13 protein-coding genes are annotated in these 23,904 nt (G+C 47.2%); 3 read left to right on the top strand and 10 right to left on the bottom strand.

All coding sequences use genetic code 11. From position 1 onward, the window contains the following. Positions 1-95 precede the first annotated feature (95 nt). From CIK98_RS06775 to CIK98_RS06760, 4 genes are all read right to left on the bottom strand, one after another. Positions 96-1,649: a hypothetical protein gene (locus tag CIK98_RS06775; protein ID WP_094383498.1), complete on the bottom strand. Its 1,554-nt coding sequence runs from the start codon at positions 1,647-1,649 to the stop codon at positions 96-98. 67 nt (positions 1,650-1,716) lie between these two features. Then, positions 1,717-4,443, bottom strand: coding sequence for a TonB-dependent receptor (locus CIK98_RS06770; RefSeq protein WP_094383497.1), 2,727 nt, complete (start codon positions 4,441-4,443; stop codon positions 1,717-1,719). A 78-nt stretch (positions 4,444-4,521) separates the two neighbouring features. Beyond that, entirely contained in the window at positions 4,522-5,556 is a 1,035-nt protein-coding gene (locus CIK98_RS06765; protein ID WP_094383496.1) for a DUF4435 domain-containing protein, read from the bottom strand. A 5-nt stretch (positions 5,557-5,561) separates the two neighbouring features. Beyond that, positions 5,562-6,389 carry an AAA family ATPase gene (locus CIK98_RS06760; protein WP_094383495.1) on the bottom strand — a complete coding sequence of 276 codons (828 nt, stop codon included), beginning with the start codon at positions 6,387-6,389 and terminating at the stop codon, positions 5,562-5,564. A gap of 101 nt (positions 6,390-6,490) precedes the next feature. Here CIK98_RS06760 and CIK98_RS06755 point away from each other — a divergent pair, with 101 nt between their 5' ends. Beyond that, a complete protein-coding gene (locus CIK98_RS06755; protein ID WP_094383494.1) occupies positions 6,491-7,393 on the top strand; it encodes a DMT family transporter in 903 nt (300 codons plus the stop codon). Between the two features lie 38 nt (positions 7,394-7,431). Here the strand turns inward: CIK98_RS06755 and sprA are convergent, their stop codons facing one another. Then, positions 7,432-14,985 carry a cell surface protein SprA gene (gene sprA, locus CIK98_RS06750; RefSeq protein ID WP_094383493.1) on the bottom strand — a complete coding sequence of 2,518 codons (7,554 nt, stop codon included), beginning with the start codon at positions 14,983-14,985 and terminating at the stop codon, positions 7,432-7,434. Positions 14,986-15,203: 218 nt separating this feature from the next. Continuing rightward, complete coding sequence (locus CIK98_RS06745; protein WP_094383492.1) at positions 15,204-16,535, bottom strand: ATP-binding protein; 1,332 nt, start codon at positions 16,533-16,535, stop codon at positions 15,204-15,206. Positions 16,536-17,269: 734 nt separating this feature from the next. On the opposite strand from CIK98_RS06745, the gene CIK98_RS06740 reads away from it, so the two are divergent. Together CIK98_RS06740 and ybeY are read left to right on the top strand one after the other, a co-directional pair. Continuing rightward, positions 17,270-19,012, top strand: coding sequence for a glycoside hydrolase 43 family protein (locus CIK98_RS06740; protein ID WP_094383491.1), 1,743 nt, complete (start codon positions 17,270-17,272; stop codon positions 19,010-19,012). Positions 19,013-19,103: 91 nt separating this feature from the next. Then, the gene (gene ybeY, locus CIK98_RS06735; RefSeq protein ID WP_094383490.1) at positions 19,104-19,520 is read left to right on the top strand and encodes an rRNA maturation RNase YbeY; all 417 of its coding nucleotides are present in this window, start codon (positions 19,104-19,106) and stop codon (positions 19,518-19,520) included. Between the two features lie 1,244 nt (positions 19,521-20,764). Here the strand turns inward: ybeY and CIK98_RS18685 are convergent. From CIK98_RS18685 to CIK98_RS06725, 4 genes are all read right to left on the bottom strand, one after another. Beyond that, positions 20,765-21,169, bottom strand: a complete 405-nt coding sequence (locus tag CIK98_RS18685) for a hypothetical protein (RefSeq protein ID WP_253249662.1) — start codon at positions 21,167-21,169, stop codon at positions 20,765-20,767. A 48-nt stretch (positions 21,170-21,217) separates the two neighbouring features. After that, a complete protein-coding gene (locus CIK98_RS18680) occupies positions 21,218-21,616 on the bottom strand; it encodes a hypothetical protein (protein ID WP_253249661.1) in 399 nt (132 codons plus the stop codon). Between the two features lie 147 nt (positions 21,617-21,763). Then, positions 21,764-22,189: a hypothetical protein gene (locus CIK98_RS18675; protein ID WP_253249660.1), complete on the bottom strand. Its 426-nt coding sequence runs from the start codon at positions 22,187-22,189 to the stop codon at positions 21,764-21,766. A 983-nt stretch (positions 22,190-23,172) separates the two neighbouring features. Then, positions 23,173-23,832 carry a hypothetical protein gene (locus CIK98_RS06725; RefSeq protein ID WP_094381545.1) on the bottom strand — a complete coding sequence of 220 codons (660 nt, stop codon included), beginning with the start codon at positions 23,830-23,832 and terminating at the stop codon, positions 23,173-23,175. Positions 23,833-23,904 lie beyond the last annotated feature (72 nt).

Below are 23,904 nucleotides of genomic sequence, written 5' to 3'. Positions count from 1 at the left end.
CATACACAAAAAACTCGCGCTAAGAAGCGCGAGTTTTTTGTGTATGAATATTCTATGACCGAACTCTAATAGCGGTCATGATTGCGAGAGATGAATTAATATTTTGTGTTTTGAGGATCGAAGTTGGTCCAGCCTTCGAGCCAGTTGTCGGTGGCGTTGAATGCTCCGACGTAAGCTACCTTGTCAAGCCATGCGGAAGTCTCGCCTGTGAATGAAGCAAGTGAGAGAAGCGGGCTTGTAGCAGAAGGCATGAAAGGTGAACCTACGTTGGATGCATCGACGAGAGAGAGTGTCTTGGCGTCGTCGTAAGACTTGTTGTTCAGAGCCGCCTGGAAGAAGAAGGTGTTGGAGTATGACTTCTGGTTGGCGTCGATGACTGCCTTGTTGACTGCATCGTAGAGTACATCGTCATATACCTTGTTGGCGTCGGAACCGATGACGTCCATACCTGCCAATACGTTGTTGTGGAAGCGGATGGTGCCGTTGTTTGCCTGTGCGGGAGTGTCGCCCTTCTCACCGTCGATAATCAAACCGATGGGGAAGCCTACAGCAACAGAGTTGATGATGTTCAAGCGAGAGGCACGACGAATCTGGAATGCTGCCTGGAACTTGCCGAGGGCAGAACCGTTGTTGGGGAATACCGAACCGCCGTTGATGAAGTCGGTTGTGTTCTCAAATGCAACACCTGTCTGAGCCTTAGGACCGATGACGGTAATGTTGGAGAATGTGGCGTTGGTGTAGGGAGATACGTCAGAACCGCTGGCGTTGTTGTCGCTCTCGAAACCGTTGCTCTGTGATGTGTCGGCAATACGTGCGTTGCGTACAACAAGTCCGTACTGTACAGCACCAGAGTAGCCGTTGTCGGTGTCGAAGTCATCGTCCCAACCATGATAGGCAACGAGGTACTTGCAGTTTACAGAACCGCCGAACCACTCGAATGAGTCGTCGTTGGTGTAAGACACCTGTACGTGGTCGATCTTGGTGCCATTGCCCACAGAGCCAAGTGTGAGACCGTTAATCTCCTTGTCCTTCTGGAACGGATAACCTGCAAACTCGATGCGGACGTAGCTGAGTACACCAGAATTGTCGGCGTCGTTATCACCGCCGTGCTTGGTGCGCGGGCCACCCTCAATCTGCTGCTCCTGCTGGTTGTTGCGAGCATTACCGCAGATGATGACACCACCCCAGTCACCAGGCTTGCGGCTACCTGCAGCCTCTTCAGATGTGAATACGATAGGTTCGGTGGCAGAACCCTGTGCGAAGAGCTTACCGCCGCGCTCCACGATGAGCGATGCCTTTGTCTGCTTGTCGCCCTTGATCACTGTACCCGCTTCGATGGTCAGCTCAGCGCCGTTGGCGATATATACCCATCCCTTAAGAATATAGGTGCCTTTCTTTAATGTCTGCTTGCCAGTGAATACAAACTCGGCATCTCCATTACCGATTTGTGCGCCATCGGCTTTTTCACTGTTGTCAACCTCGCTGAAGAGGATGTGGTCGCATGCCTTCAAGCCTCCGTCCTCGCTCCATTTATATTCCACTGATGGAGTGGGGTTGTTGTCATTGTTGTCGTCGTCACTGCTGCATGACGTCATGCAGGTGGCAAGTGTCATGATGCTTGCCAATGATAAATACTTTAATGCTTTCATTTTAATCCTGATTTATGAATTAATACTATTTATTTTTTTTCTTATGTTACGAGTTTGCCTTAACTCCTTAAAATGTTGCCACAGCCGAGATACCGATGTTGCGTCCGGGCTTGTATTGGCGGGTAATCTGAACAACCTCTCGTGTAGAGCCATCGGCGTTCTTTGCCTCGGCAAACTGCTTGTAGCTTACCTTCTGGGCGAGGATGTCGCGGATGTTGGCCTTTATCTCCCAGTGAGAGCCAAACTTCTTTGAGATGGTGAAGTCGAGCACGTCGCGCGGCATCTCGTAGCTGTCGGGCACGCGGGCGTTGTCCTCGCTGCCGGTGCTGCCCTCGCTGCGTCCTACACCGATAATGCGCTTGCCTATGCGGTTGTAGAGCAATGATATGGAGAGCTGCTGCTTGTCGTTCTTATAGAAAAGACCGGTGTTGACAAGGTAGGGTGACTGTCCCTGCATGGGTCGGTTTTCAAAACGTGACCCTGCGGGGAAGTTTACACGAGAGTGGATGAGCGTTCCGTTGAATGAGAGAGAGAGATTACGCAAACCTATGAACGAGAGGTCTTTACGGATATCGAGCTCCACTCCGAAGTTGTCGGCACTCTCGGCATTATCGTAAGAATAAACGAGGTCGGTACCACCAGCCACTGTATATGTCCATTCTATAGGGTTGTCGAAATGCTTGTAGAATCCGGCAATTGTAATCTGTTCGCCGCGTGAGGGATAGAACTCATAACGCAGATCTACGTTGTGTATGTAGCATGATTTAAGATCCACTTTTCCCTGTACGTTGGATGCAAGGTCGAAGTCGTAATATACCGACGGTGACACCTCTCGGAACTCGGGACGGTTGACGGATTTGCCGTAGGAGAGACGCACCTGGTGCTTGTCGTTGAACTTATACACCGTGTTAACCGACGGGAATAAATCGCGGTTGCGATAGAACTTGCTCTTGGGGCTTTCCACGTCGTCGCGGGTGTTGGTGATGAGTTCCATCTGGTTGAACTCATATCTCAATCCGGCATAGACGTTGAACTTGCCTACGGGGAGGGAAGCTGCGAGATAACCTGCCCCCAGGGTGTTGTGTCCCTTGTAGTTGTTGCGCATCACCAAATCCTCGAGAATATTGAGACCATTGCCGCCGAGGTACTGCTCGTTGGAAAGAAGTTCGGTCATGTCCATACGGCGGAATCCGTCGGGCAGGTCGTTGTTCTGCGGGTCCCAGGTGTAGAGGAACTGACGTGTCTTGTATTCACGGGTGCGATATTCGCCATAGGCACCTATCTTGAGCGAAGGCTCAAACGAACCGAAGTGGAAGTCGTGCTTCTCGTTGATATTTGCCGACATGATATGCTCGTCGAGTTTGGTGAACTCGCGGTTGATGTCGTTGCTGCTGGTGAGCTGGATGACATTGTCGTTCTGGTCGTTGATGGTGTAGCGCTTGCGGTCGGGCATGCGTCGATTGGCGTAAGAGTAGCTTGCGCTCCACTCCAGTTGGTCGTCGGTGAAGTCGTGCTTACCGGTGAGCTGGGTATTGTATGTGATACGGCTGCGATAGTAGTATTCAGCACCAATCTCATTATTTGACTGTGCGTCGATACCCGTACGGTCGGTGTATCGCTCATTTACGAGTCGGTTGAAGATATTCTTCAGTTCATACTTGTTATTGCCCGACTTGGAGAGGAGGGCGAGATTGAGCATTGCTCCGAGGCGCGAGTTGTTGTTATATTGGTTGTCGGTGGAGCGGCGCAGATAGTTGCTGCGGTCGTTGGCTGAGTCATACACACCGAAGAGGTTGTTCTGCATGTCGGAGAATGTGCGGTATTCGTTGGTGTAGTTGACAACACCCACCATGCCGAGTTTGCTCTCGCCGAGAGTCCAGCGGCGGCTCCAATCCACTCCCAACTTCAGGTCGCCGAGGGGTTTCTTGTTCTTCACTCTCCAATCGTTGTTGAATCCGCTTCCGAGGATACTTACCTCACCTTCTTTGATGTAATTGCTGCTGAGATTGGCATAGCGGAAATCCTGGAAATGGGTGGCATCATTCCAATTTCCTCCAAAGGTAAGAGAGAACGTGTTTTGAGAAGGGATGTCCTTTGTGTTGATTTGGATGAAACCACCCGTGAAGTCAGCAGGATACTCTGCACTTGGAGATTTCACGATGACGAGGTTGTCTATCTGGCTGCTTGGGATGATGTCGAACGAGAATGCCCTTGAGTCAGCCTCAGAGCTTGGAACGGCACCTCCGTTGATCCATACATTATTGTATCTTTGCGACAATCCTCTTACCATGACAAACTTGTCTTCGATGAGGCTTACGCCCGGCACACGCCGTATAACCTCGCTTGCATTGTTGTCCTGAGTACGTTTTATCTCTTGTGCCGAAATATTGTTCACGATGACGGAGCTGAGTTTTGCCGCCTCGATCATGGCGACATCGGTGTTTTTCCGTGCCATTCCTGTCACTTTAACCTCGCCGAGAGTCTGTTCGTCGCTTACCATTTCCACTACAATATCATCTTGCGTCGAACGGTCGTCTGCCAGCACTCCGTCAATTTTTTGGTTTTTATATCCTACATATTTAATAATAATAGTGTGTTTCCCGCGTTTAAGTCCTGTGAGAGAGAAATGACCGTTGATGTCGGTGGCAATGCCGCGGTCGCCCACCATAACAGTGGCTCCAATGAGCGGTTCGCCAGTGTTTTTGTCTTTTACTACTCCTTTAAGTGTGTCGGCCATTGTGGCTGATGATGTCATCACAAGCAGCGCAAGGGCTGTTACAATTCTTTTTTTCATACTCTTTGTCTCTTATTGTTCTTTTCGGGTGCAAAGGTACGAAGTGCGAATTACAATGGTGCGAACAGGATGTTACGATTATGATAAAATGGGAGAAGGGGTGTTTGGGGCATCCTCTGCGGTAGGGGAGAGATAGTTTGAGATGTCGTGTTGGAGGCGTTGGAAGAGGGGAGAGAAGACGTAGCCCATGTTTCTTTTCATCATGGTCTTCACGTCGGCGATGCTGTTTTCGTAGCAAGAGAGTTCGTTGTACATCTGAGTGCGGTGGACTGCGGTGCGGCTTATCTCCTGTTCGCGTTCCATGCGCAGGCGGTTGCACACCTTGGTCATGACGGGGGCGACGATGGTGTCGAACACGTGGTGTCCGTGCATGAAGAGATAGGTGGTGTCGGGTGTGACCCCGAGCTGTTGGAGCTCGATGTCGAGGTTGCGAATGGAAGCCTTGTGCCTTGGATAATGCTGTTGAAGGTATTTCACCTTTCGTTCCACCTTTGCCCGGAGGTGGTTGAGGCTCGCCATGGGCGAATGGATGCTGAAATTGCTCAGTTCCACGATATGGTCGAAGTCGGTGAGCGAGAAGTCCTTGTAGAAGTTTGACCTGTAGGCGAGTACCGACCAAAGGAACAGCGGGTGGCAAATAAGGGAATACTGTTTTAGAAAGGCTTGGAAGTCGAAGATGGCATGGTCGTTGAGTGTAACCATGACAGCCACGTTGTGAAGGCTTTCGGCATAGCATTGGTAATTTTCTATGGCGTAGACATAGGTGTGGAAGATGTAGGGCGATTCGAGGATTTTTTTCGATGTGGCTGTCAGTCCCTGCATGAGGTAGTCGTAGTCGGCGTCGACGCATGCTATCATGTCGGGTCCTATCCTGTCGCCTATGAAGTTCATGAGAACCGACTTTTTTCCCCTTGACAATACCTTTCTTGATGGCAGCATGACTTCGAAGTATCGAGTGTCGTCTTCAAAACGGTTAAGTACCGACCTCCAGAAAAGGATGTCGTCGTAGCTTTCGACGTAAGCCACGATTTTCCGTCTTGCCTTTTTTGGTGTCATGCAATTAGCCGCCTCTTGGTATTTAGAAGTGATATTGTCTGTCAGCCTTTTGCCCATAGATGTCAGTTTTCGTTTTTAATTATGTCGCTCACCTCAGTCACCTTGTCTGTCCATCCGTTCATTATCACTGCGGGTGAGTGTGTGGTGAGTATAATCTGCACGTTAGGGTTTAGTTCGAGTATGAGGTCGATGAGCCTTTGTTGCCAGTCGATGTGCAGGCTTATCTCCGGCTCGTCCATGAAGAGCACATAGGGCTTGTTGTCCTCGATGAGCACGGTGAGCAGTATGACGAGCATCTGTTTCTCGCCGCTAGAAAGCTGGTAGGGAGTCAGTCTTTCGCCGAGTTGTGAGAAAGCGATGTCGTTCTGTGACCTTATGAGTTGCTTGCCTGTGTCGGAGAAGAGGCTGTCGATCATGCCTTGGAATTTTCTTTTTGGCTCAGAGATGGCCTGTGCCTTTACGGCGGCGTCTTCCTGTCCGCTTTGAAGGACTTCAATGATGCGGTTTCCGATGTTCACCTGGTAGTCGAGGTATTTCCGCTGAAGCTGGTATATCTGCCAGTCGAGTTCTGTGGCCACCGACGCGTCAACGATCTTGTTGACTATCTCGGTGCTCATGAGCGGGCGGTCGAAGCTTCTGATGTGGTCGTATCTTATCCATCTGGCATCTTCCGGCGATACCTTTATGTGAACCCCTCCGATGAGATGGCTTGGAAATTCGCCTCCGGGTATTAGACCTCTCACCACCTTGTTTAAGATGGTGCTTTTGCCTACACCGTTCACACCGCTAAGGATGTTTACCTTCGGATCGAGATTCCACAGTATGTGGCGTGTACCGCTCCAAAGAGAGTCTATTTCAATCTGTTTAATATAGTCAGCGTATTTTTGCATATCTTTTTTCGTGCAAATATAATGATTTTCATAATAAAATGTATACCTTTGCACCGTTTTTTAAGATTAAATAAATCGTTTTTTCGAAAAATAGTTGAATAATGGATAACAAAAAGCCTCTTTTTGCCCATCTGTGCATGTTTTTCGCTTGTGCTTTTTGGGGATTGATGGCCCCATTGGGCAAGGATGCCATGACTCACGGCCTGACGGGCATCGACATGGTCACATTTCGTGTAGCGGGAGCCGCTGTATTGTTTTGGGTGGCTTCGATTTTTGTGAAGAAGGAGCATCCTCCTGTAAAAGACATACTGTTGTTAGGTCTGGCGGGAATGTTCGGTCTTGTGTTTAACCAGTGTTGTTATACCATAGGTCTGAGCATCACCTCTCCCATAAATTCAAGCATTGTGACCACATCTATGCCGATATTCGCCATGCTTCTCTCTGCTTTGATATTGAAGGAGCCTATAACGGGTAAGAAGGCGGGTGGTGTCTTTATGGGTTTCAGTGGTGCCTTGCTGCTTATTCTCACGAGTGCCACGGCAGACAACTCGAAGGTAGGCGACTTGCGAGGTGACCTCTTGTGTATGTTTGCCCAGTTGTCGTTTGCGTTTTATCTGTCGATGTTCAACAAGTTGATAAAGCGATATTCTGTATTTACGGTAAACAAGTGGATGTTCACTTTTGCCGCCCTTGTCATCACGCCATTTACGTTTTCTCATGTGTCGTCGATAGCTTTTTCCGAGATTACGGTAAAGACATGGCTTGAGACGATGTTTGTGGTTGTGGTATGTACTTTTGTGTGTTACATTCTTACCATGCAAGCCCAGCAGGTGTTGCGTCCCACGGTGGTGAGCGTATATAATTATGTGCAGCCTGCGGTTGCGGTGATTGTGAGTGTATTGTCTGGCTTAGGTGTGTTTAAGCTGACCCATGCCCTTGCCGTAGTCCTCGTGTTCTTCGGAGTCAGGTTTGTTACAAAGAGCAGAAAAAGAAGCAATAATTAAAGATTGGGAGTTAAGGAGTTAACTTCTTTACCTCCCTATTATCTCGTTAGCGAGAACTTCAGTGAGAGACCGAAATCTTGGGTTGTGGTGGGATAGCTGCTGCTTGAGAGCAGTGGCGTGTTGGTCTGACGGTCGTAGTATGCACTGAGCGTGAGCAGGCGCGAGAGGGTGTAGTCGGCCATGAAGGAGAGCTTGAATGCCGAGTTGCCGCTGTTTGCCGAACTTGTCATGCTGGCAATGTCGCGGGTGATGGAAGCCTGCTTGCGCAACGACAGGTCGAGACGCAAGTTGAGGTCGTGGTTAGGACCGCTGCTACGGTTGCTGGTGTTAACCGTCGTTTCCTTCTCGTTAGACTTCTTCCCATTTTGGGCTTTCTTTATTTTCTTTGATGCCTTACCTGGGAACATGTTGAAATTGCTGATTTTGTATGCCATGCCAATCACCCAGTCCTTGCTCAGAGCCTCGTTTATCTGCACACTGGTCATGCTAAGGCTGAGCACTCTTGTGGTGCGGTATTCGAGCTTGCAAGTCATGTTGTTTTGCAGTGTCACGTCGATGCCGAGCAGTGGCGCAAACGACTCGTTGATGCTTACGGTGCCGATATTGTACATTGAGTTGGGGATGGGATTGCCGGTAGTGGCGTCGGTTATGAATCCCAGTCCGTTCATATACTCCTGGAATGTGCTGTAAGAGGCATAGCTGCCAATGGCGAACACGCTTTTGTAGGCATGTCGCAGAGTGATATTCTTGAAATGGTCGCTCAGCCACGGCAGTTTGCTGAGTCCGGTATATCTCAGCGACCAGTTAGGCAGCATGTTTTTGAGAGCCGGGAAGATGTTGAGCGACGAACCGCCGCTGGAGGTGTAGGCGCTGAGGAAGGCTGGTATGAGCACGTCGGCACTGTATTGTCTAACGCCGCCTACCTCGGGGTTGAATTTAGAGCCGCCGAGCTGGGTGCCGAAGGCGTCGGTGGTGCCTGCGGGATAAACGGCGTTGGCATACTGAGCTTCCACCTTTGCGCGGAACGACTCCAGCGAGGCGCAGAACGTCTCGAAGGACTTCGACCTGTAACCGTTGTTGGCATCGCCCATACCCTCGAGTGCGCTCTTAAGGCTTAGGGTGGTCATCGTGAACGAACCGCTGTGGGTGGTAGGCGCCCCCTGGTACATATATTGAATGCTCTTTGCCTTGTTAACAGTGCGGCTGGCGTTGAGGTCGATTTTCAAGTCGCGCAGAGGTTCGAGTGTCATTTTCAGCTGCAGGTCTTCGGTGGATGTGATGTTAGCCGGTGTAGCCACGCTGTCGGCGCAGTTGAGCCATCCTCTTTCAAGAGCCTTGTCGAGATAGCTTTCGCCAGTGAATCCGAAGGCGAAGTCGAGACCCGGAGCCATGGCGTCGCCGGTGCGTTGTCCGAGCATGTCGCCAATGCGGGGAACAAATCCAGGTATGGTCATCGACTGCTGGTTGCGGTAAGAGATGTTGATGTTTCTAACCATCATGAGCACCCTTGCCGTGTGTTGAAGCGAGTTGTACCACCATTGCTTCTCGAGAGGTTCCTTTGCTATGACAGAGAGCTTGATGGACGTTGTGTCGAGATTGCGAATGATGATGGTGTTGTTGTCCTTCACCTTATATTTTATGTCATAAGACCTTCCGTCTACGGTATTGGCAGTCACGATGAGTCTTTTGCTGTTTTTGCCGTGTCTTACTGTCACGGTAGTGTCAGCCTTGAGCTTTATTTCCTTTTGGAAAGCATTTTTGTTCAGTGGCAGTTTTCCGTTCTGCTTCTCGTCTTCCTTTGAGTTCTTTATGCCTCCAGGCTTGTCGCCATTACCTTTGTCGCCCGGCTTTTTGGGTGTAGTCATTGCCGGCTTTACGGCTTTTTTGGTGCTGGCAGTACTTTTCTTAAACCTGTCGTTAGTCTTCTTGAGGAACGGGAAAAGGTTGTAGAACGACTCAAGGTTGAGGGTAGACGTGATGTTGAGATTACGGTTGTTGCTGATGGTGTTGCCGAGCGAAGTGCCGTCTTCCATCTCCGAACCTCTTGCCCATGAGTATGAGGCGTTGTATGAAGCGTTGGCGTTGAGCCAGTTGAGTATTGGCAGCTTGTTAAGCGGCAGCTGGTATGACGAGGTGAACTGCTGCTGGTATTCGAGTGGTGTGCCAAGGTTTCGTAGACTTCTTCCCACCGAGTCTTTCCATACCTTGTAGTCGTCGGGATAGAGGTCTTTGTTTACAGCCATGTACGGCTCTTCCACCTCAGCGTGGGTGGCGCTTTGGAATGAGGCATGGAGGTTTTTGGTGAGGTCCCATCTCATTGAGAACTCACGATTCCAGAGGTATTGCTGGCTGAAGGTGAGCGGCAGCGACGACCCGGAGAGCTGTTCGAGGTCGCGCTCCTGCATCTCGTAGTAGTTGCGTGTTATTTCGCTGTTGAAGGTCACGCTTTGCGGCAGGTAGTTGAATCCTATGGCTTTGGGGAAGGCTATCCACTTGCTCTTGCCCTTCAGGTTGCGGAATGGCTCGAAGGTCTTGTAAACGGGTGAGTAGCTGTAGTTGAACGAGCCTCTCCACTGGTCTTCCCTTTCCCATGCCGTGGTCTCGCCGGTGTTGTAGCGGTGGGCGTGGCTGTAGCTGAAGGAGAAGTTGGCTGGGTCGTAAGGCATTGGGTGACGTTTGGTCTTTATTCCCACCCTGACGTTAGAGAGCGAGAAGTTGGTAGTTGTAGACTTGGTCACGGCAATGGACTCTATGGAGTCTCTTTCATGCTTGTCCAATGCCGACTCGAGAGCGTCTTCAAGGAGCATGTCGGTATCGAGCGGATTGTATCTTGGTCTTGTCTCCTCTTTTGTAACGGAGTAGTAGAGTGGGGCGGTGACCTTCGCCTTGTCGGGGAAAAACTTGCCCAACTCGAGGTTTGTGGTGAAGCTGTATGTCTTGAAGTCGTCGGTGGAGCGTTGTGTCACTCCCTCTTCAAGACCTCCGAATCCGTCGGTGGTGATGCGTCCTGTGAGGTTCAACGTACCGAAGTCAGACAGTTGCACGTTAAGGGCTCCCGATGCCGCCCATCCGCCCTTGTTGTTCGACTCGAGCAGTCGGAGCTCGTTCACCCAAACCTCTCCCGACTTTGCCGCAGCGGAGAGGTTTCTTACGCCGATGAGCATGGTTTTCACCTCACCGATGGACGGATTTCCCATGATGGAGATGCGGTTGTTGGGACGGTCGGAGTCATATTCAGAGTATTCGCGGTTGTATGAAGCGGTTCCGTTGGCCCTTGCTATGTTTCTCGCTTTCTTCACCTGAGTGAGCTTTTGCAGTTCGATGTCGAGCATGTTTTCTTCCGGCCACACCTTTCTTCGGCTGTCGCTTGAGCGATAGTCGTATTTTCCTTCAGGCGTGAGCTTGAGAGGTATCTCGTACTCATAATAGTTGTTGGTGTAGTCGCTGCCGAGACGAATGAACACTGCGAGCTGGTCGTCGGTGAGCATGGTAGTGTTTTGCTGAAGGGCGTTGGCGTGGACGAACATCTGCAGGCGCTTGTACTGTCTGAGGTCTATGGTGTTGGTTTTGTACACAGCCTTTGCCTCACCCTTCTGCAGGTTGTTGACGGTCATGTTTAGGGCCTGCTCGTTGTTTTCCACAAGTTGTGGCTGTGAGGGGTCGGTCACTCGGCTGATGCCCGGTGGCAACACGTAGTTGACAGGCATTTTGTCGGTGTGCTCCTCAATGTTCACGGCACTTGTCTCCAATGTTCCACCGCCCTGAGCGCCAAGTTGTTGCTCATAGGTTCTCCATTCTCCCCTTACGAGGTCGAGGCTACCGAATCGCAGTATTATAGGCTCTTTGAAATGAGTGAGGAACATGCGGAAGAAACGTATGCTAGTAAGGTCGCTTATGGAACCGATCTTTTCCCTGTCGGCAGAGTTGAGCGGCACTCGGAACTTATACCAGTTCACCTTTTCTTTCTTGCCGTTTCTCAGTGGCGCGAGAGACTCTCTGATTTCCGTGAGGTAGTTTTGTCCTATCCGGCTTTCGTTGAGGTCTTCGGGTCTGAGACTGATGCGGTACTGGTAGTATCGTTCGTATTCGTTGAGCGTATAGTCCTGGTTGATGTCCTCCACGTCAGGTGTCGACTTGTATGAAGTGTCGTAGCCCTCGGTGTTGTTGTCGTTGTCGGGCGAGTTGCCTTGTGGGTTGTTTATGCGTTTGTATCTTTCGTGTATGGAAGCCTTCCGCTCGTCGAGTTCCTTTCCGCGGAAATACTGGTAGTTGTCGTTTGCGGGGTCGTTGAGCCATGCGTTGCGGATGCTGTCGTTGGTCACGGTCTGTGCAAACTGTAGGAAGTCGGCATAGCTTTCAAACGCCTGCTCTTCTGTGTCGTTGAGTCCGTTGTAGCCCACGTCCTGCTTCTCCCTTGCGCCTGTTGTGGTGGCGAAGGCATAGGTTTGGGTGGCCTGGACCGGTATTTTTCCCCATTGTGTGGTTGTAAAACTGCTGGTGCCGTCTACAGGCATGCCGCTTTCGTAGAATTTCTTTCCGTCGCGCAGTATGTCCTCGCTCACTTCACCGAGGTTGAGGTACAGGTCGCCTCCAAAATCAGATGCGTTGGCGCTTTCGCGAGTGTAGATGAACGGGTCGAGGAGCCAGAATTCCACATATTCTATATTTGCCGCCTCGAAGTCGTTGGTGTCGAGCTTACGCATCATGCCTCCCCACTTGCCGTAAGGGTTGGCAAGTGTTCCGTCGGCGTTCATCTGTGTGGAGAAGTTATACGGACCGCGTTCGGTGGGGTAGTAGGCGAGGTTGAGTATGGAGAGTGTGGAAGTGGCTCCGTTGTAAGTGCTTTGGTCGCGGTTGGGATAAAGCTCGCTCACGTATACCTCTCTTACATAGTGGTTTGAGAGTTGTTCGAGGTCGCTCTTTATATGTGCCGGCGTGAGCGACGAGCTTCTGTAGGTGAACAGTGGGTCGATGGTGTACCAAGCCATTTGTGCCCTGTTGAATCCGCTGCTTAGTCCGCTTTTGTCGTCATGTTCGCTGAAAAGCGTAGGCACGCTTGAGAGCACCCACGACTTGGGGTCGCTGATGTCGATATTGTTTTTCGTGTTTTCGAAGTCGTCGAGATAAGAGGCATTATCCTGTGTGCCTCCTGCCTGTCCTGCAATGAGTTGTGCGAATTCTCCAGTGAAGGAGATGTATGATGGCTTGGTGAGGTGAAGCAACGGCAGCTTGTCGAGCATGTCGGTGAGCCACTGGCTTTCATGTTTCCAGTTGATGTTCAGCCCCCAGAGCATGTTGTTGAGCGGCTCGCTGCCCATGGTCACCTTTGATGTGAGCGACTGCTCGCTGAGTCTCTGGAACGTACCGCTGAGCTGGAAGTCTTTGGTAAAGTCGTATTCCCAGTTCACACCATACATGGTCTTTCGCTGCATGCCGTATTCCGTGTCGGTCTCGAGTGATACGTTTATCGACGTGCCGGCATCTATGATGCTTTGGTTCAGGATGGTAACCTCTCCGGCTGAGTAGTCCACGGAGTAGTCGCTGCCCTCGTTGAGCACTACGCCACCGGCGGTAACCACTACCGAACCTCTTGGCACGTTGTAGGCTCCGAGTGAGATGACGTTAGCCGATGAACCCTTGAACTGTCCAGTGAGAATATATTTGTTTTTGGTGGTCATCTGTCTTGCCGTGGTCTGTGTTTCGGTATACAGTTCGCGGAAGGCATACTGTTCAGCCTTTGCGCTGTCGATGCCGGCAGATTTTAGTTGGTTGAAGAGGTAGTCGCCGAATGGCTCCGCCTTTGGGAAGAACACACGTCCGTTGCTCACGGTGTAACCTTGGACGTAGTCGAAATATCCGTTAGGGTTGGGCTTGTCGTTGTTGTCGAGACGGTCGGCTCCGAGAAGTCTGATGAGTGTGCGGTCCTTTACCTGCTGTTCGGGTATGTAGTTGAGATACACTCCGGCCGTGTCGCTCTTGAATTTCACGTCAAGTCTGAATTTCTCCTTTTCCACTGTGGAGGCAAGGTAGTACACGTTTTTCATCATCAGTCGCCAGTTGGGCGCAGCTGGACTGTTGTTGGTGTTTTTCAGGCTTTTCACAAAGAGGGCTTCCGAGGCATCCTGCCTGTCGGTGGAGAACTCGCCCACTTGGTATGTCTGTCCGCCTACCGTGTATTCGAATGCTATTGCGAGTACTTGGTCTGTTTGGAGAGTGGTTTTCAGCGATACATATCCGAGGCTGCTGTTGAGTGAATATTCCGACGAGGTGAGCAGTCTTGCGCTTTGCACTTTCTCATAGTCCACGCCTCCCTCAAAGCCTGGTATGGCATCGAGCACGGTGGAAGTCTGGTCGATGTTTCTTGCCTCGGCGTATGTGGTGGTCATCTGCTGGTATTCGGAGTTGGCGGAGTTTGACGGAGCCTGTCCGGCTGCCCCGCCGCCCCACATCGAGTTGCTGACATGCTGGCTTTCGCCCAGGTCGGTGAGGGCTATCACGTTTCTTGAGTTGCTTGTCGTACCGGTCTTGTTTGTAACCCATATCTCCACCCTGGTGATTTTCACTCCTGTGGTGAGGTTGGGCAGTGTGGCCATAGCCTTGTCGTATTTCTCCCTGAAATAGTGTGAGAGGAAGAAATGCCGGTTTTCTTCGTAGTCGGCAATGTTAAGTTCGAAAGGCGTGAGTTGGGTGCCTCCTTTCGACGATACACTTTTCGTGGCAGATTTTTTCTGCGACACCACGGTTTGCAGCTTCAGTTTGCCGAACTGCATGTCTGTTCTGATACCGAACAGCGACGATGCTCCCTTTACGAGTGAGGAGTTGGAAGGAAACGACACGTTACCAGCCTCCACTAGTTTTATTATCTCGTCTTCCTTTCCTTCGTATTTCAGTTTGATGTTTTTTGCGTCGAAGTCGAAGGTGGCGTCGGTGTTGTAGTTAAGGTTCATGTTCACCTTGTCGCCCACTTTACCTGTCATGTTGAGATTTATCTTCTCGTCGAAGTCAATCTGCTTTGTGTTTCTGTTTCTTATGGGCAGCGAGGGATTGTCTATGCTTTTCATGGTAGCGCCGAGTTTCAGCTCTGCCGTACCCTGAGTCTTTATTCTCACTCCACCGGGACCGAATATCTTTTCCGCCGGTCCGAGGTCGAAGTGCATGTCGGAGAATGAGAACTTGTCCTTTCCCTTGTTGGCCACCGCCTCTTGGTTCTTTGTCTTGAAGAATTGTTTCATGGCCTGCCTTTCGGTCCATTTGCGGTATTCGTCAGGAGTAAGGAGTATTGGGGTGTTGAGATACGAGCTGCCTATCTTTGTCCCTATATAGTATAAGCCCGTAGAGTCGTTGTATTCAGTAGTTTGTGCTATGTTCTCCGGGTTTTTCAGGTCGATGGCTATTGAGTCGATGTCGTCGGAGGTGAGAGGTGCGGTACGCTTCACTTTCCATCTCGATTTTGCTGCAGAATCGGGCACGACATCATCGTCCGTCACGACAATCTGGTTGCTGGTGCCCTGTCGCGCGGTACGGTTGTCCTGCGGTGTGGCGAAAGCACACACGCAGACCAACGATGCCAATATGATCTTTATTCTGTTCAATCTCTATTGATAAAAACGTAGAATGATAGATATTATTGTGTGGGGCAGAGATATATTTTGGACGCAAGCTGCCGATTTTGTATCATTTAAACCAAAGAGATGAAGAGAAAAAGAGATTTATCGTTTTATAGAGTAGGTCGCAAGCGACGGAGGACACAGAGTTTCTATGACATTCTACGACAGGAAGGACGAAATAGATTATTTAATTAAAGATTTCACTATATCAACGGAGTCATAAAAACAGGAAGCAGAGTGGTGGCTCCGTCTTTGGCATAATCCTTGGTATATATGAGATAACGCTCTCCTATTCTGTCTGAATATTTGTTGCAGAAAGCATCAAGCGAGGCATGCGTCTTGTAGCCTGATGACTTTACCTCTATCGGACACACCTTGCTGCCACGGGAAATCAGGAAATCCACCTCGTAAGAATGTTTCTCGTCCTTAGCCCACGTGTGATAATAAATGTTGTTGCCACTTGCCACCAACATCTGCGCCACCAAATTCTCATAGACATAACCAAGATTAGCCGACAACTTGTCGCTCAACAGTTTCTGGTAGATAATATTCTCTGTAAAATCCTTATCCCAAAATGCAAGTGTAACAAACAAACCTGTATCTGCTGTGTAAATCTTGAAGCATCCATTATCCTTAGTCAATCCCATACCCACCGACGGTTCTTTCACATTGTATGCCACATTTGCCACCTTGCTTTCCTCAAGGCACTGCATTGCCTCTGCCATCTTGTTTTCTGATATTCTACCCACTGCAGAAGAGAATGAATACTTTGAGGCATTACGGCTAAGTTGCGACGGTATGGAAAGAAACATTCTCGACACAACACCGGAAGAATCAACCTTCAACAGGTCATCATTATATAGATTGATGATATTCCGCTTCACCTTGTCCACCATCTGAAGGTTGTTAGTGTCAAGCATTTCATTCACGGCCTGCGGCATTCCTCCCACAAGCATATACAGCCGCAAGTCACGCATCGCACTCCTAAGCGAAGGTCCGACCTCCATTCCCTTTTCCAGCATTTGCCTGTAAATGTCAATGGAAACTTCATCGCCCATTGCCCATCTGAATTCCTCGAAATCCATTGGATTCATCTGCACACGTTCCTCTTCGCTCGGGATGGTGATGCTTTCTGTGTTCTTGCGAATACTGATGAGCGACCCCGTCTCAATATAGTCATAACGCCCGTCTGCCACAAGATATTTGATTGCCTGACGGGCCTTCGGACAATTTTGCACCTCGTCGAATATTATCACTGAGTTGCGCTTATGAAGGTTTACATGGTATGTTGCCTGCAGGAATATGAACAATCTGTCGATATCCATCAGGTCATCAAATATGGACTTAACATCCTTCGATGCCCTGTTGAAGTCAATTAGGATATAAGACTTATACTCGTTTTTTGCAAACTCCTCCACAATCGTAGATTTGCCCACACGCCTTGCTCCCTCAATGAGCAAAGCTGTACGTCCTGAAGACTCCGACTTCCACGTCAACATCTTCCCGTAAATCTTTCGTCTAAACACTCTCTTCATAGATGCCAATATGTTGATTTCGGGTGCAAATATACAACTATTTCTTCTTTCCCCAAAATTTTTTAGCACTAAAATCGCGGTTTCCCCGAAATTTTTATTGCCCGAAATCGTGGTTTCCCCAAAATCTTTACCTCAGTTTCATATCCACATGAGAGACATCGCGTCTTTCTACTCTTTGACATACAATCATGCTCATTGCTTACTCATCCCTTGCGCATGACATAATCTTCAACTTTTTCTATCACTTCTATCACCAAATATCGCATGTGATATTTTTCTATGTATAAGGGTTTTATTTAAACCAAAGAGATGAAGAGAAAAAGAGATTTATGGTTTTATAGAGTAGGTCGCAAGCGACGGAGGACACAGAGTTTCCATGCGGCAAACATAATGCGCAGCTCTCTATGAGCTCTAAATGCCTTGGCATTCAACCTCTTTCGTTAGTATAAAAACTCTTAATCTCTTAAACTCTGTGGTTCAAAATCATTTGCAATAGTTGAGTTCTTATATTGTAAACATTGAGATTGCGGGCAGAAAGAACTGAAAGTGTTGCATTAGGGCCCTGGAGGTTGTTTCCATAATAAAAAAACTACCAAATAATTTGGAAAATACAAAATAATATGGTACTTTTGCAAAAGAATCATTCATCTCAGCTACAGTTTTTACGTTCCTAGTATATTTAAACCGACAAACGTATATATTATAACTTGAATAACAAAACTAAAAAAAAACATATGAACAAACTTCAAAGTCTACTTTTTGCGACAGCACTCGCAGCCTCGCAGCTATCAGTAACGGCACAACAGTCTGCCACGTGGAATCCTAACCTCCCGGGCGGGAAATACAAAAACCCGGTTATCAACGCCGACTATTCCGACCCAGACGTCTGTCGAGTGGGAGAGGACTACTATATGACATCCTCAAGTTTCGCCTGTTTCCCAGGACTGCAGATACTTCACAGCACTGACCTCGTGAACTGGAAAATAATAGGTGCAGCACTCGTGGACGACTATCCCGTATTGCCTAAATTTCAGGGCACTGACCTCGACTGGCATAAGCGCATACAGCACGGAAACTATGTCTGGGCTCCTGCCATACGACATCACGACGGCTGGTTCTACATCTATTGGGGAGACCCCGACCAAGGACTTTTCATGACAAAGACACAAGATCCAAGGGGGACATGGACTAAGCCAGTGTGTGTGAAAGAAGGAAAGGGGATGATAGACTGTTGCCCGCTATGGGACGACAACGGAAAGGCTTATCTCTCGCATGGCTGCGCCGGGTCAAGGGCTGGAGTGAAGTCGATATTGTTTGTGGCTCCCATGTCGCAGGACGGTACAACGGTGACAGGTCCTTCGCGCATCGTATACGACGGACATGAAGACCAGCCCACCATCGAGGGCACAAAGTTCTATAAACGAAACGGATACTATTATATCATGTCGCCGGCTGGAGGCGTGAAATATGGATGGCAGGTCATCATGCGTTCGCGAGACCCGTTCGGACCTTACGAGGAGTATGTGGGACTGGCACAGGGAAAGACACAGGTGAACGGACCTCACCAAGGGGCTTGGGTGGACACCCCGTCGGGCGAAGACTGGTTTCTGCACTTCCAAGACAAGCATGCCTATGGAAGAGTGGTTCACTTGCAGCCGGCACGATGGGTTGACGACTGGCTCGTGATTGGCGACGATAGCGACGGCGACGGATGCGGCGACCCAGTGGCACAGTGGAAAAAACCGGCACTAAAAGCCTCAGAGGACGTGCAGCCACAGGAGAACGACGAGTTTGACTCTACAGCACTTGGCCTGCAGTGGCAGTTTGAGGGACCTTTCAGTCATTATTGGTATTTCTGCGACGCAAAGAAATCAAAGCTACGCCTCTATGGCATTCAGCAACCTGAAACATTCAGCAACCTCTCTGACATGCAGAACACACTGCTTCAGAAGTTTCCCGCCGAGAACTTTACTGTCACCTCAAAACTGAAGTTCATACCCAACGACCAAAACAAGAAGAGGGGTGAGCAGGCTGGATTCATCATCAAGGGTCTTGACTATGCAGCCATAAAGTTTGCCACCACCTCTGAAGGCTGTTTCATGAGACTCGTGAAGTGTAAGGACGCGATGAAGGGGGGAAAGGAAGTGACTGAGGTCGAACTGCCGATGTCGCTCATAGAACAGGAAAAGCCTTACACCCAGCGATATGCCGTTGACGACATTCCGCAGCCGCGCCACGCCACGCCTGACATCTATGTGCGTACAGTGGTGAAGAGTGCGGGAGTGGCAAACTCCATTACATCCACGGCACAGTTCCTATATAGTCTTGACGGAAAGAAATACAAGAAGTTAGGCGAACCATTCCAAGTGAAGGAAGGAAAGTGGATAGGGGCAAAGGTGGGATTCTTCAACTGTCGCTCGACGGTGAGCAACGATGCTGCCTTCCTCGATGTAGACTGGATAAGGTTCTCAAGGTAGAAGTTTTGGCAGATTTCACTTTTTTATGAACATTTTTGCCTGTGTTCTTGTAAAAGTCATGGAAAATGCGTAACTTTGCCAGCAAAAAAGAATGATCACATATAATTGCGAGGGCGTGAAAATGCCCAATATAAAGAAAAGGGAGACCACGGCTTGGATAAAGGCCGTGGCCGCCGACTATGGACGTAAGGTAGGGGAGATAGGGTATATGTTTGTTGACGATGAAAAGATTCTCGAAGTCAACCGCGAATATCTCGGCCACGACTACTATACTGACATCATCACTTTCGACTACGACGAGGGCAACCGCATTAATGGCGACCTGGTTATCAGTCTCGACACCGTACGCACCAATGCCGAGCAGTTTGGAAAGACCTATGACGAAGAGCTCCACCGAGTCATCATCCACGGCATACTACATCTCTGTGGCATCAACGACAAAGGTCCCGGTGAGCGTGAGATAATGGAGGCTGCTGAGAACAAGGCGCTTGGAATGAGAAGAGAGTGAGATTATTAAGTATGATAAGTTTGGAAAAGAAAAATCCCTGTAAGTTTATGGCTTACAGGGATTTTAAATAGATGGGTGCCCGGTGGGACTCGAACCCACGACATTCAGAACCACAATCTCTCTTGTATAGTCGTCTATCCAATTGATATTCACCAAGTTAATGAACTCTCAAATTGTTCTTCGGTAAACTATAAGTAAACATCGGAACTTTTGCAAAGGTAATCATTTCCCACGAAAATCCACCATAAATCGGAAGTAAAATGATAATCCATGTAAAATAATCATATTTTCTTGTTTCCTTGATAATGGCAGTTCCTCTATTTCCGAGTTTATATAAAAAGTAAAGGTAGCACACCTAACGAGATTTCTCTTGTTATGATGCACCACCTATTTTTATTATTAAGGTGTTCTCCACTCTGTAGCATCTGGTTCTGTCAAATCCAAGTTAGATTCCTTGCTGAAATATCTAATGAAGTTCAAATATGATGTATCTTTAAATTCCCTGACTATAGCTTTGTTTATCGCCTAATTATTCTTGATAAAGTATTCTTCTATAGTTTCTTCTGGTTCGACTTTATAGAAACGCAACCAAAGCTTTGCAATCTATTTATTCCAAACACACCACTCACCATAATGGTATATTCTGGCGGTATCAAAGAGTGTATTTGACTCTCTCTCATTTTATCACCAGATCTGAGATCGAGTATTTGAAATGAAGGATTATGCGTCAGGTAGTTTCTCAATCTGGTGAATAGTGCTTTTAAATCTCTGGAATAACCGATCTTACAGTAGTTCCCGCTTTTTATGAAGTATAGCATAGCTTATAATTTTCATGAATTAAAGATGATCTTAGGTCTGTATATTTCAACGAACTTTATAACTTTTCCATCTACTCGTTTGCTTATTGGATCAGAACATTCAAACCACTTGTGCAATTCCTTTGCTTTCGCATTGTGTTTGATGGCTAAATGTAAATAAGACTCTTCTATGATACTATTAGCTTTAGCAACTGTGATAGTAGCTGGTACTTCAATGCTGTTGATTATCATCTTTGCTAAACGCTAATCTGCTGTTTTGTCAGTCTCCAGACTTGTTAAGGCATTTTCCACAGACTTCTTGATATAGCGCATACCCCTTACTCTCTCAATGCCTAACTTATGATATGCCTCTCTTACTAATGGCTGTTCTTGTTCTATTGCTAACAGTTGTGGTGAGAATTGATTTCCAGAGATTATTTCAGCATACTATAGAAAAGCGTCCTTAAATGATAGCTTCTTTGTAGAAATGGTATCATCAGCTCTTACATATTCGGCACTGATAGTTTCGATTCCATTATCTTCAAAACTCTTTTTTATGCTGAGGCCGCTTTTATAAACCACTTCATTTACTTGGAAATTGTATAGCTCCAGTTTCGGCAGCATATCGTTTAGAATGAATTTGTCGTTAATGCTATCATAGCTCATGTAAAGTTTGTTAAGGTCATGCTTTAGTTTGTCTCTGAGGTTATCTTTCACTTTTTGGTTTTTGGCACTATTGAATAGATCTATTGTCTCACGTGCTGTGTCTAATGCTTCATTGGTCTTTGCCTCCATCTCCTTATAAGTCATATTAAGATTGAGTTTCTTGTATGTCGTATTGAAGATATGCACGATGAAGTTCCTAAAAGGATTTGATTTTGTTCTGATTCGACCTGCTATCTACGGTATGTCCGTGTCTATGCTCGCTAATGTATGGGGGTTAGACTGAGTGCTGACAACGAAACATAGCCCTGTCTCACTAAAGTAATCTGCACCCTCAAAAGACTTTGCAGTTATGAAGTTGAACATCTTATTTGGGCTTCGGCTATTGCTAATGGTATATCCCATCAACTTTTCTCTGTTTTCGGGAGTGTCAGCACATATTATTCTTACCTCGTCATTGCTAAGGTGGCAATGCTTCAATATTGCGACAATATCGGTTACACTGTTAATGAAGAAAAAGGCTTCATAGCTCCTGACTCCTTCTTTTGAAGTTATGAAACCGTCTCGTTTGTATGCGTTGATGATATTGGCTGCTAATGAATAAGGCTTGTTGGTCTGCTGAAGCTCTACAGTCAATTTATCTAATGAATTTCCCCAGTCCGCTTGTATTTCGTCAACATCAGCTAAACAATTAGGCTTAAAAGATGGCAGTATCGGAGTTGCAGACATGAAGCAGAAAGACTTGAACCTTCTGAAATTATCTAAGACACCATCAATCGCTTTCTACCTATAAGAGTAGGCTTTGAGCAAGCAATGATATTCGTCTATTAGTAATCTAAAGTTATGTGGCACAATGAAATCTAACAGCCTCGGCACTTTATCGTATGTGCAAATAATCTTCTTCGTTCCGTTTGATTCGATATAACGGACTAAATCTTTTCTCACATCATTATCAAATTTTCCAAACAATCCAAAGACCGACTGTCCTGTGCCGTCATGGAACTTGATAGTGGAAAATCCTGCATCTATTCGACCTGTTTTGTTAATGATCAGCTCTGTTGTGGGTACTGCGATAACATAATCTTCTGAATTGCGCAACACTACTGTTGTGCCTCCGCATCCTGTCACTACTTTGTTAAAGATGCAGTTGTGAGGTAAATCTTCCATGTGAAGGAATCCGTCACTTGAATTAATTGGTAATTTTTCCATAATCGATTATCGTTATAGTTAATAGTTGATCTGAAAAATGAAATAGTTGATCTATGTGCCATAAATGGCTTGTAACTGATTTTCAGTTCTCTATCTAAAGGGGGATAATTTGCAAATATCGGTTACACCAGAATCCAAGAAAAAAGTGCCATATAAGACACTCTTCCTTGCTTTAATATATATAATAGATAACAGATATGGTTTAGAAATTTCTTGTTGAGGCTCGAATCAGAGTTGTAAATTACAAAAAGGATAAAATTAAAGAATTTAGAGACAAGATTAAAGAATGACTCTGATTCTTAACCTCAACACACTAATATATCCATTAGTGAATGAGAGTTCAAGTTAAAAATCTTAAATGTCTGGAATTGACAAAATGGATTGATTTTGTACGGAATCCATTAAAAAGGAAAACAGCCACCACATTAATGTGATAGCTGCTTTGTAAAACTCATGTTGGCATAGCCTTTTGACTTTTCATTCTTAAAGCCGATAAGATCAGCGAAATACGGGGCATTACCCTTTTTGATGTCCTTTTCCATAGTCCGAATTTTTAATTGATTCAACGTAACTTATCTGAAAACGATTGATTCAAATAGAAAAGTGGTGCGCACCCGCGAAGTCACTTTGAATCAATCTCTAAACAAGTATATGTATTCCGAATCAGACTTCAAAATGGAACTTCTCATTTCTTAATTATACCACAAGATATAGCGATTCTATGAAATAATCTATTATGAGAGAGGGGACAAATTAACAATTCGAGCAACAAGCTTAGGAGTTCTCAATAAAATATTTTAAAGCGTAAGTTGCTTCTTGTGCTATCAATTCGTAAATGGGGCATACCCTAAGAATAGACCTTGTCAGTTCTTAGATAGTTGGATGTAGAGTTATGATAGTTAACTTTGTATTCAGGGGCAGTATGGTTATGATGGAACACCTGCGACAAAAATATAAGCAAAAAACTTGGTCGGTTTGGACTCTCATTGGTTGCCAATGATGCTTTTCATTGAGTTTTGGCAATCTTGGCACAATCCGTTTTTCATGTAGAAGGTATTCTTGCCATGGGCATCCTGCATCAGGCACTTCGGGGCATTCTTCTTGCAATGCGGCAAACCGCGAGAATGCAGGAATTCATGGATTGTTACTTTCCATAAGTCATCCTTTCGTTTCAAGCGATAAGTAGAAACTACACAAGCTTCACCAGGCAGGAAACTCAATCCCATGATTCCATAGTTGTATTGTCTATGAATAGAGGTAGATATGTCGCGATGCGTTAGACCAATGGTTACAAAATCGGATCCCTGGTTCTGTTGCTTCAAGAAACCAAGTATCTTTCCTGCCCAATATCTGTTTCTCGGCTTGTAAAGACAAGAAGCAGGAATATCTTTCTTGGGTAGCACTTCTATCTCGGACAGATAGATGGGAACCAGATGCTTTTCCAGCTCCTCCTTCAATTGATTTGCTTCCTTCTGGGAGAAGTCTCCAAGCGGTTGAAGGTCAATATGAATGAAACTTTCCGGTGGACAGGTACAGAGGGTACCAGAGTCTGCTTCAGTGCTGCTTGGCTTTTTCCCACTACTGCAACTACTCATCAAGATGATAATCAGTCCTACGGCTAATGTTACGAATGATTTTCTCATAATTGTATCTCTTTTAATTTACAGTTTAAATGAATCATAGGGACAGGTACATCGACCCGAGAGTGAACTGAT

It is taken from the genome of Prevotella sp. P2-180 (assembly GCF_002251435.1).
Taxonomy (GTDB): domain Bacteria; phylum Bacteroidota; class Bacteroidia; order Bacteroidales; family Bacteroidaceae; genus Prevotella.
The sequence above is the reverse complement of the archived record's forward strand: the minus strand, read 5'-3'. Positions and strand labels throughout refer to the sequence as shown.

Excerpts from the sequence above, each read along its gene's own strand:
- CIK98_RS06775 (WP_094383498.1), bottom strand. The coding sequence starts at position 1,649 with ATGAAAGCATTAAAGTATTTATCATTGGCAAGCATCATGACACTTGCC.
- CIK98_RS06770 (WP_094383497.1), bottom strand. The coding sequence starts at position 4,443 with ATGAAAAAAAGAATTGTAACAGCCCTTGCGCTGCTTGTGATGACATCA.
- CIK98_RS06765 (WP_094383496.1), bottom strand. The coding sequence starts at position 5,556 with ATGGGCAAAAGGCTGACAGACAATATCACTTCTAAATACCAAGAGGCG.
- CIK98_RS06760 (WP_094383495.1), bottom strand. The coding sequence starts at position 6,389 with ATGCAAAAATACGCTGACTATATTAAACAGATTGAAATAGACTCTCTT.
- CIK98_RS06755 (WP_094383494.1), top strand. The coding sequence starts at position 6,491 with ATGGATAACAAAAAGCCTCTTTTTGCCCATCTGTGCATGTTTTTCGCT.
- CIK98_RS06745 (WP_094383492.1), bottom strand. The coding sequence starts at position 16,535 with ATGAAGAGAGTGTTTAGACGAAAGATTTACGGGAAGATGTTGACGTGG.
- CIK98_RS06740 (WP_094383491.1), top strand. The coding sequence starts at position 17,270 with ATGAACAAACTTCAAAGTCTACTTTTTGCGACAGCACTCGCAGCCTCG.
- ybeY (WP_094383490.1), top strand. The coding sequence starts at position 19,104 with ATGATCACATATAATTGCGAGGGCGTGAAAATGCCCAATATAAAGAAA.
- CIK98_RS18675 (WP_253249660.1), bottom strand. The coding sequence starts at position 22,189 with ATGGAAAAATTACCAATTAATTCAAGTGACGGATTCCTTCACATGGAA.
- CIK98_RS06725 (WP_094381545.1), bottom strand. The coding sequence starts at position 23,832 with ATGAGAAAATCATTCGTAACATTAGCCGTAGGACTGATTATCATCTTG.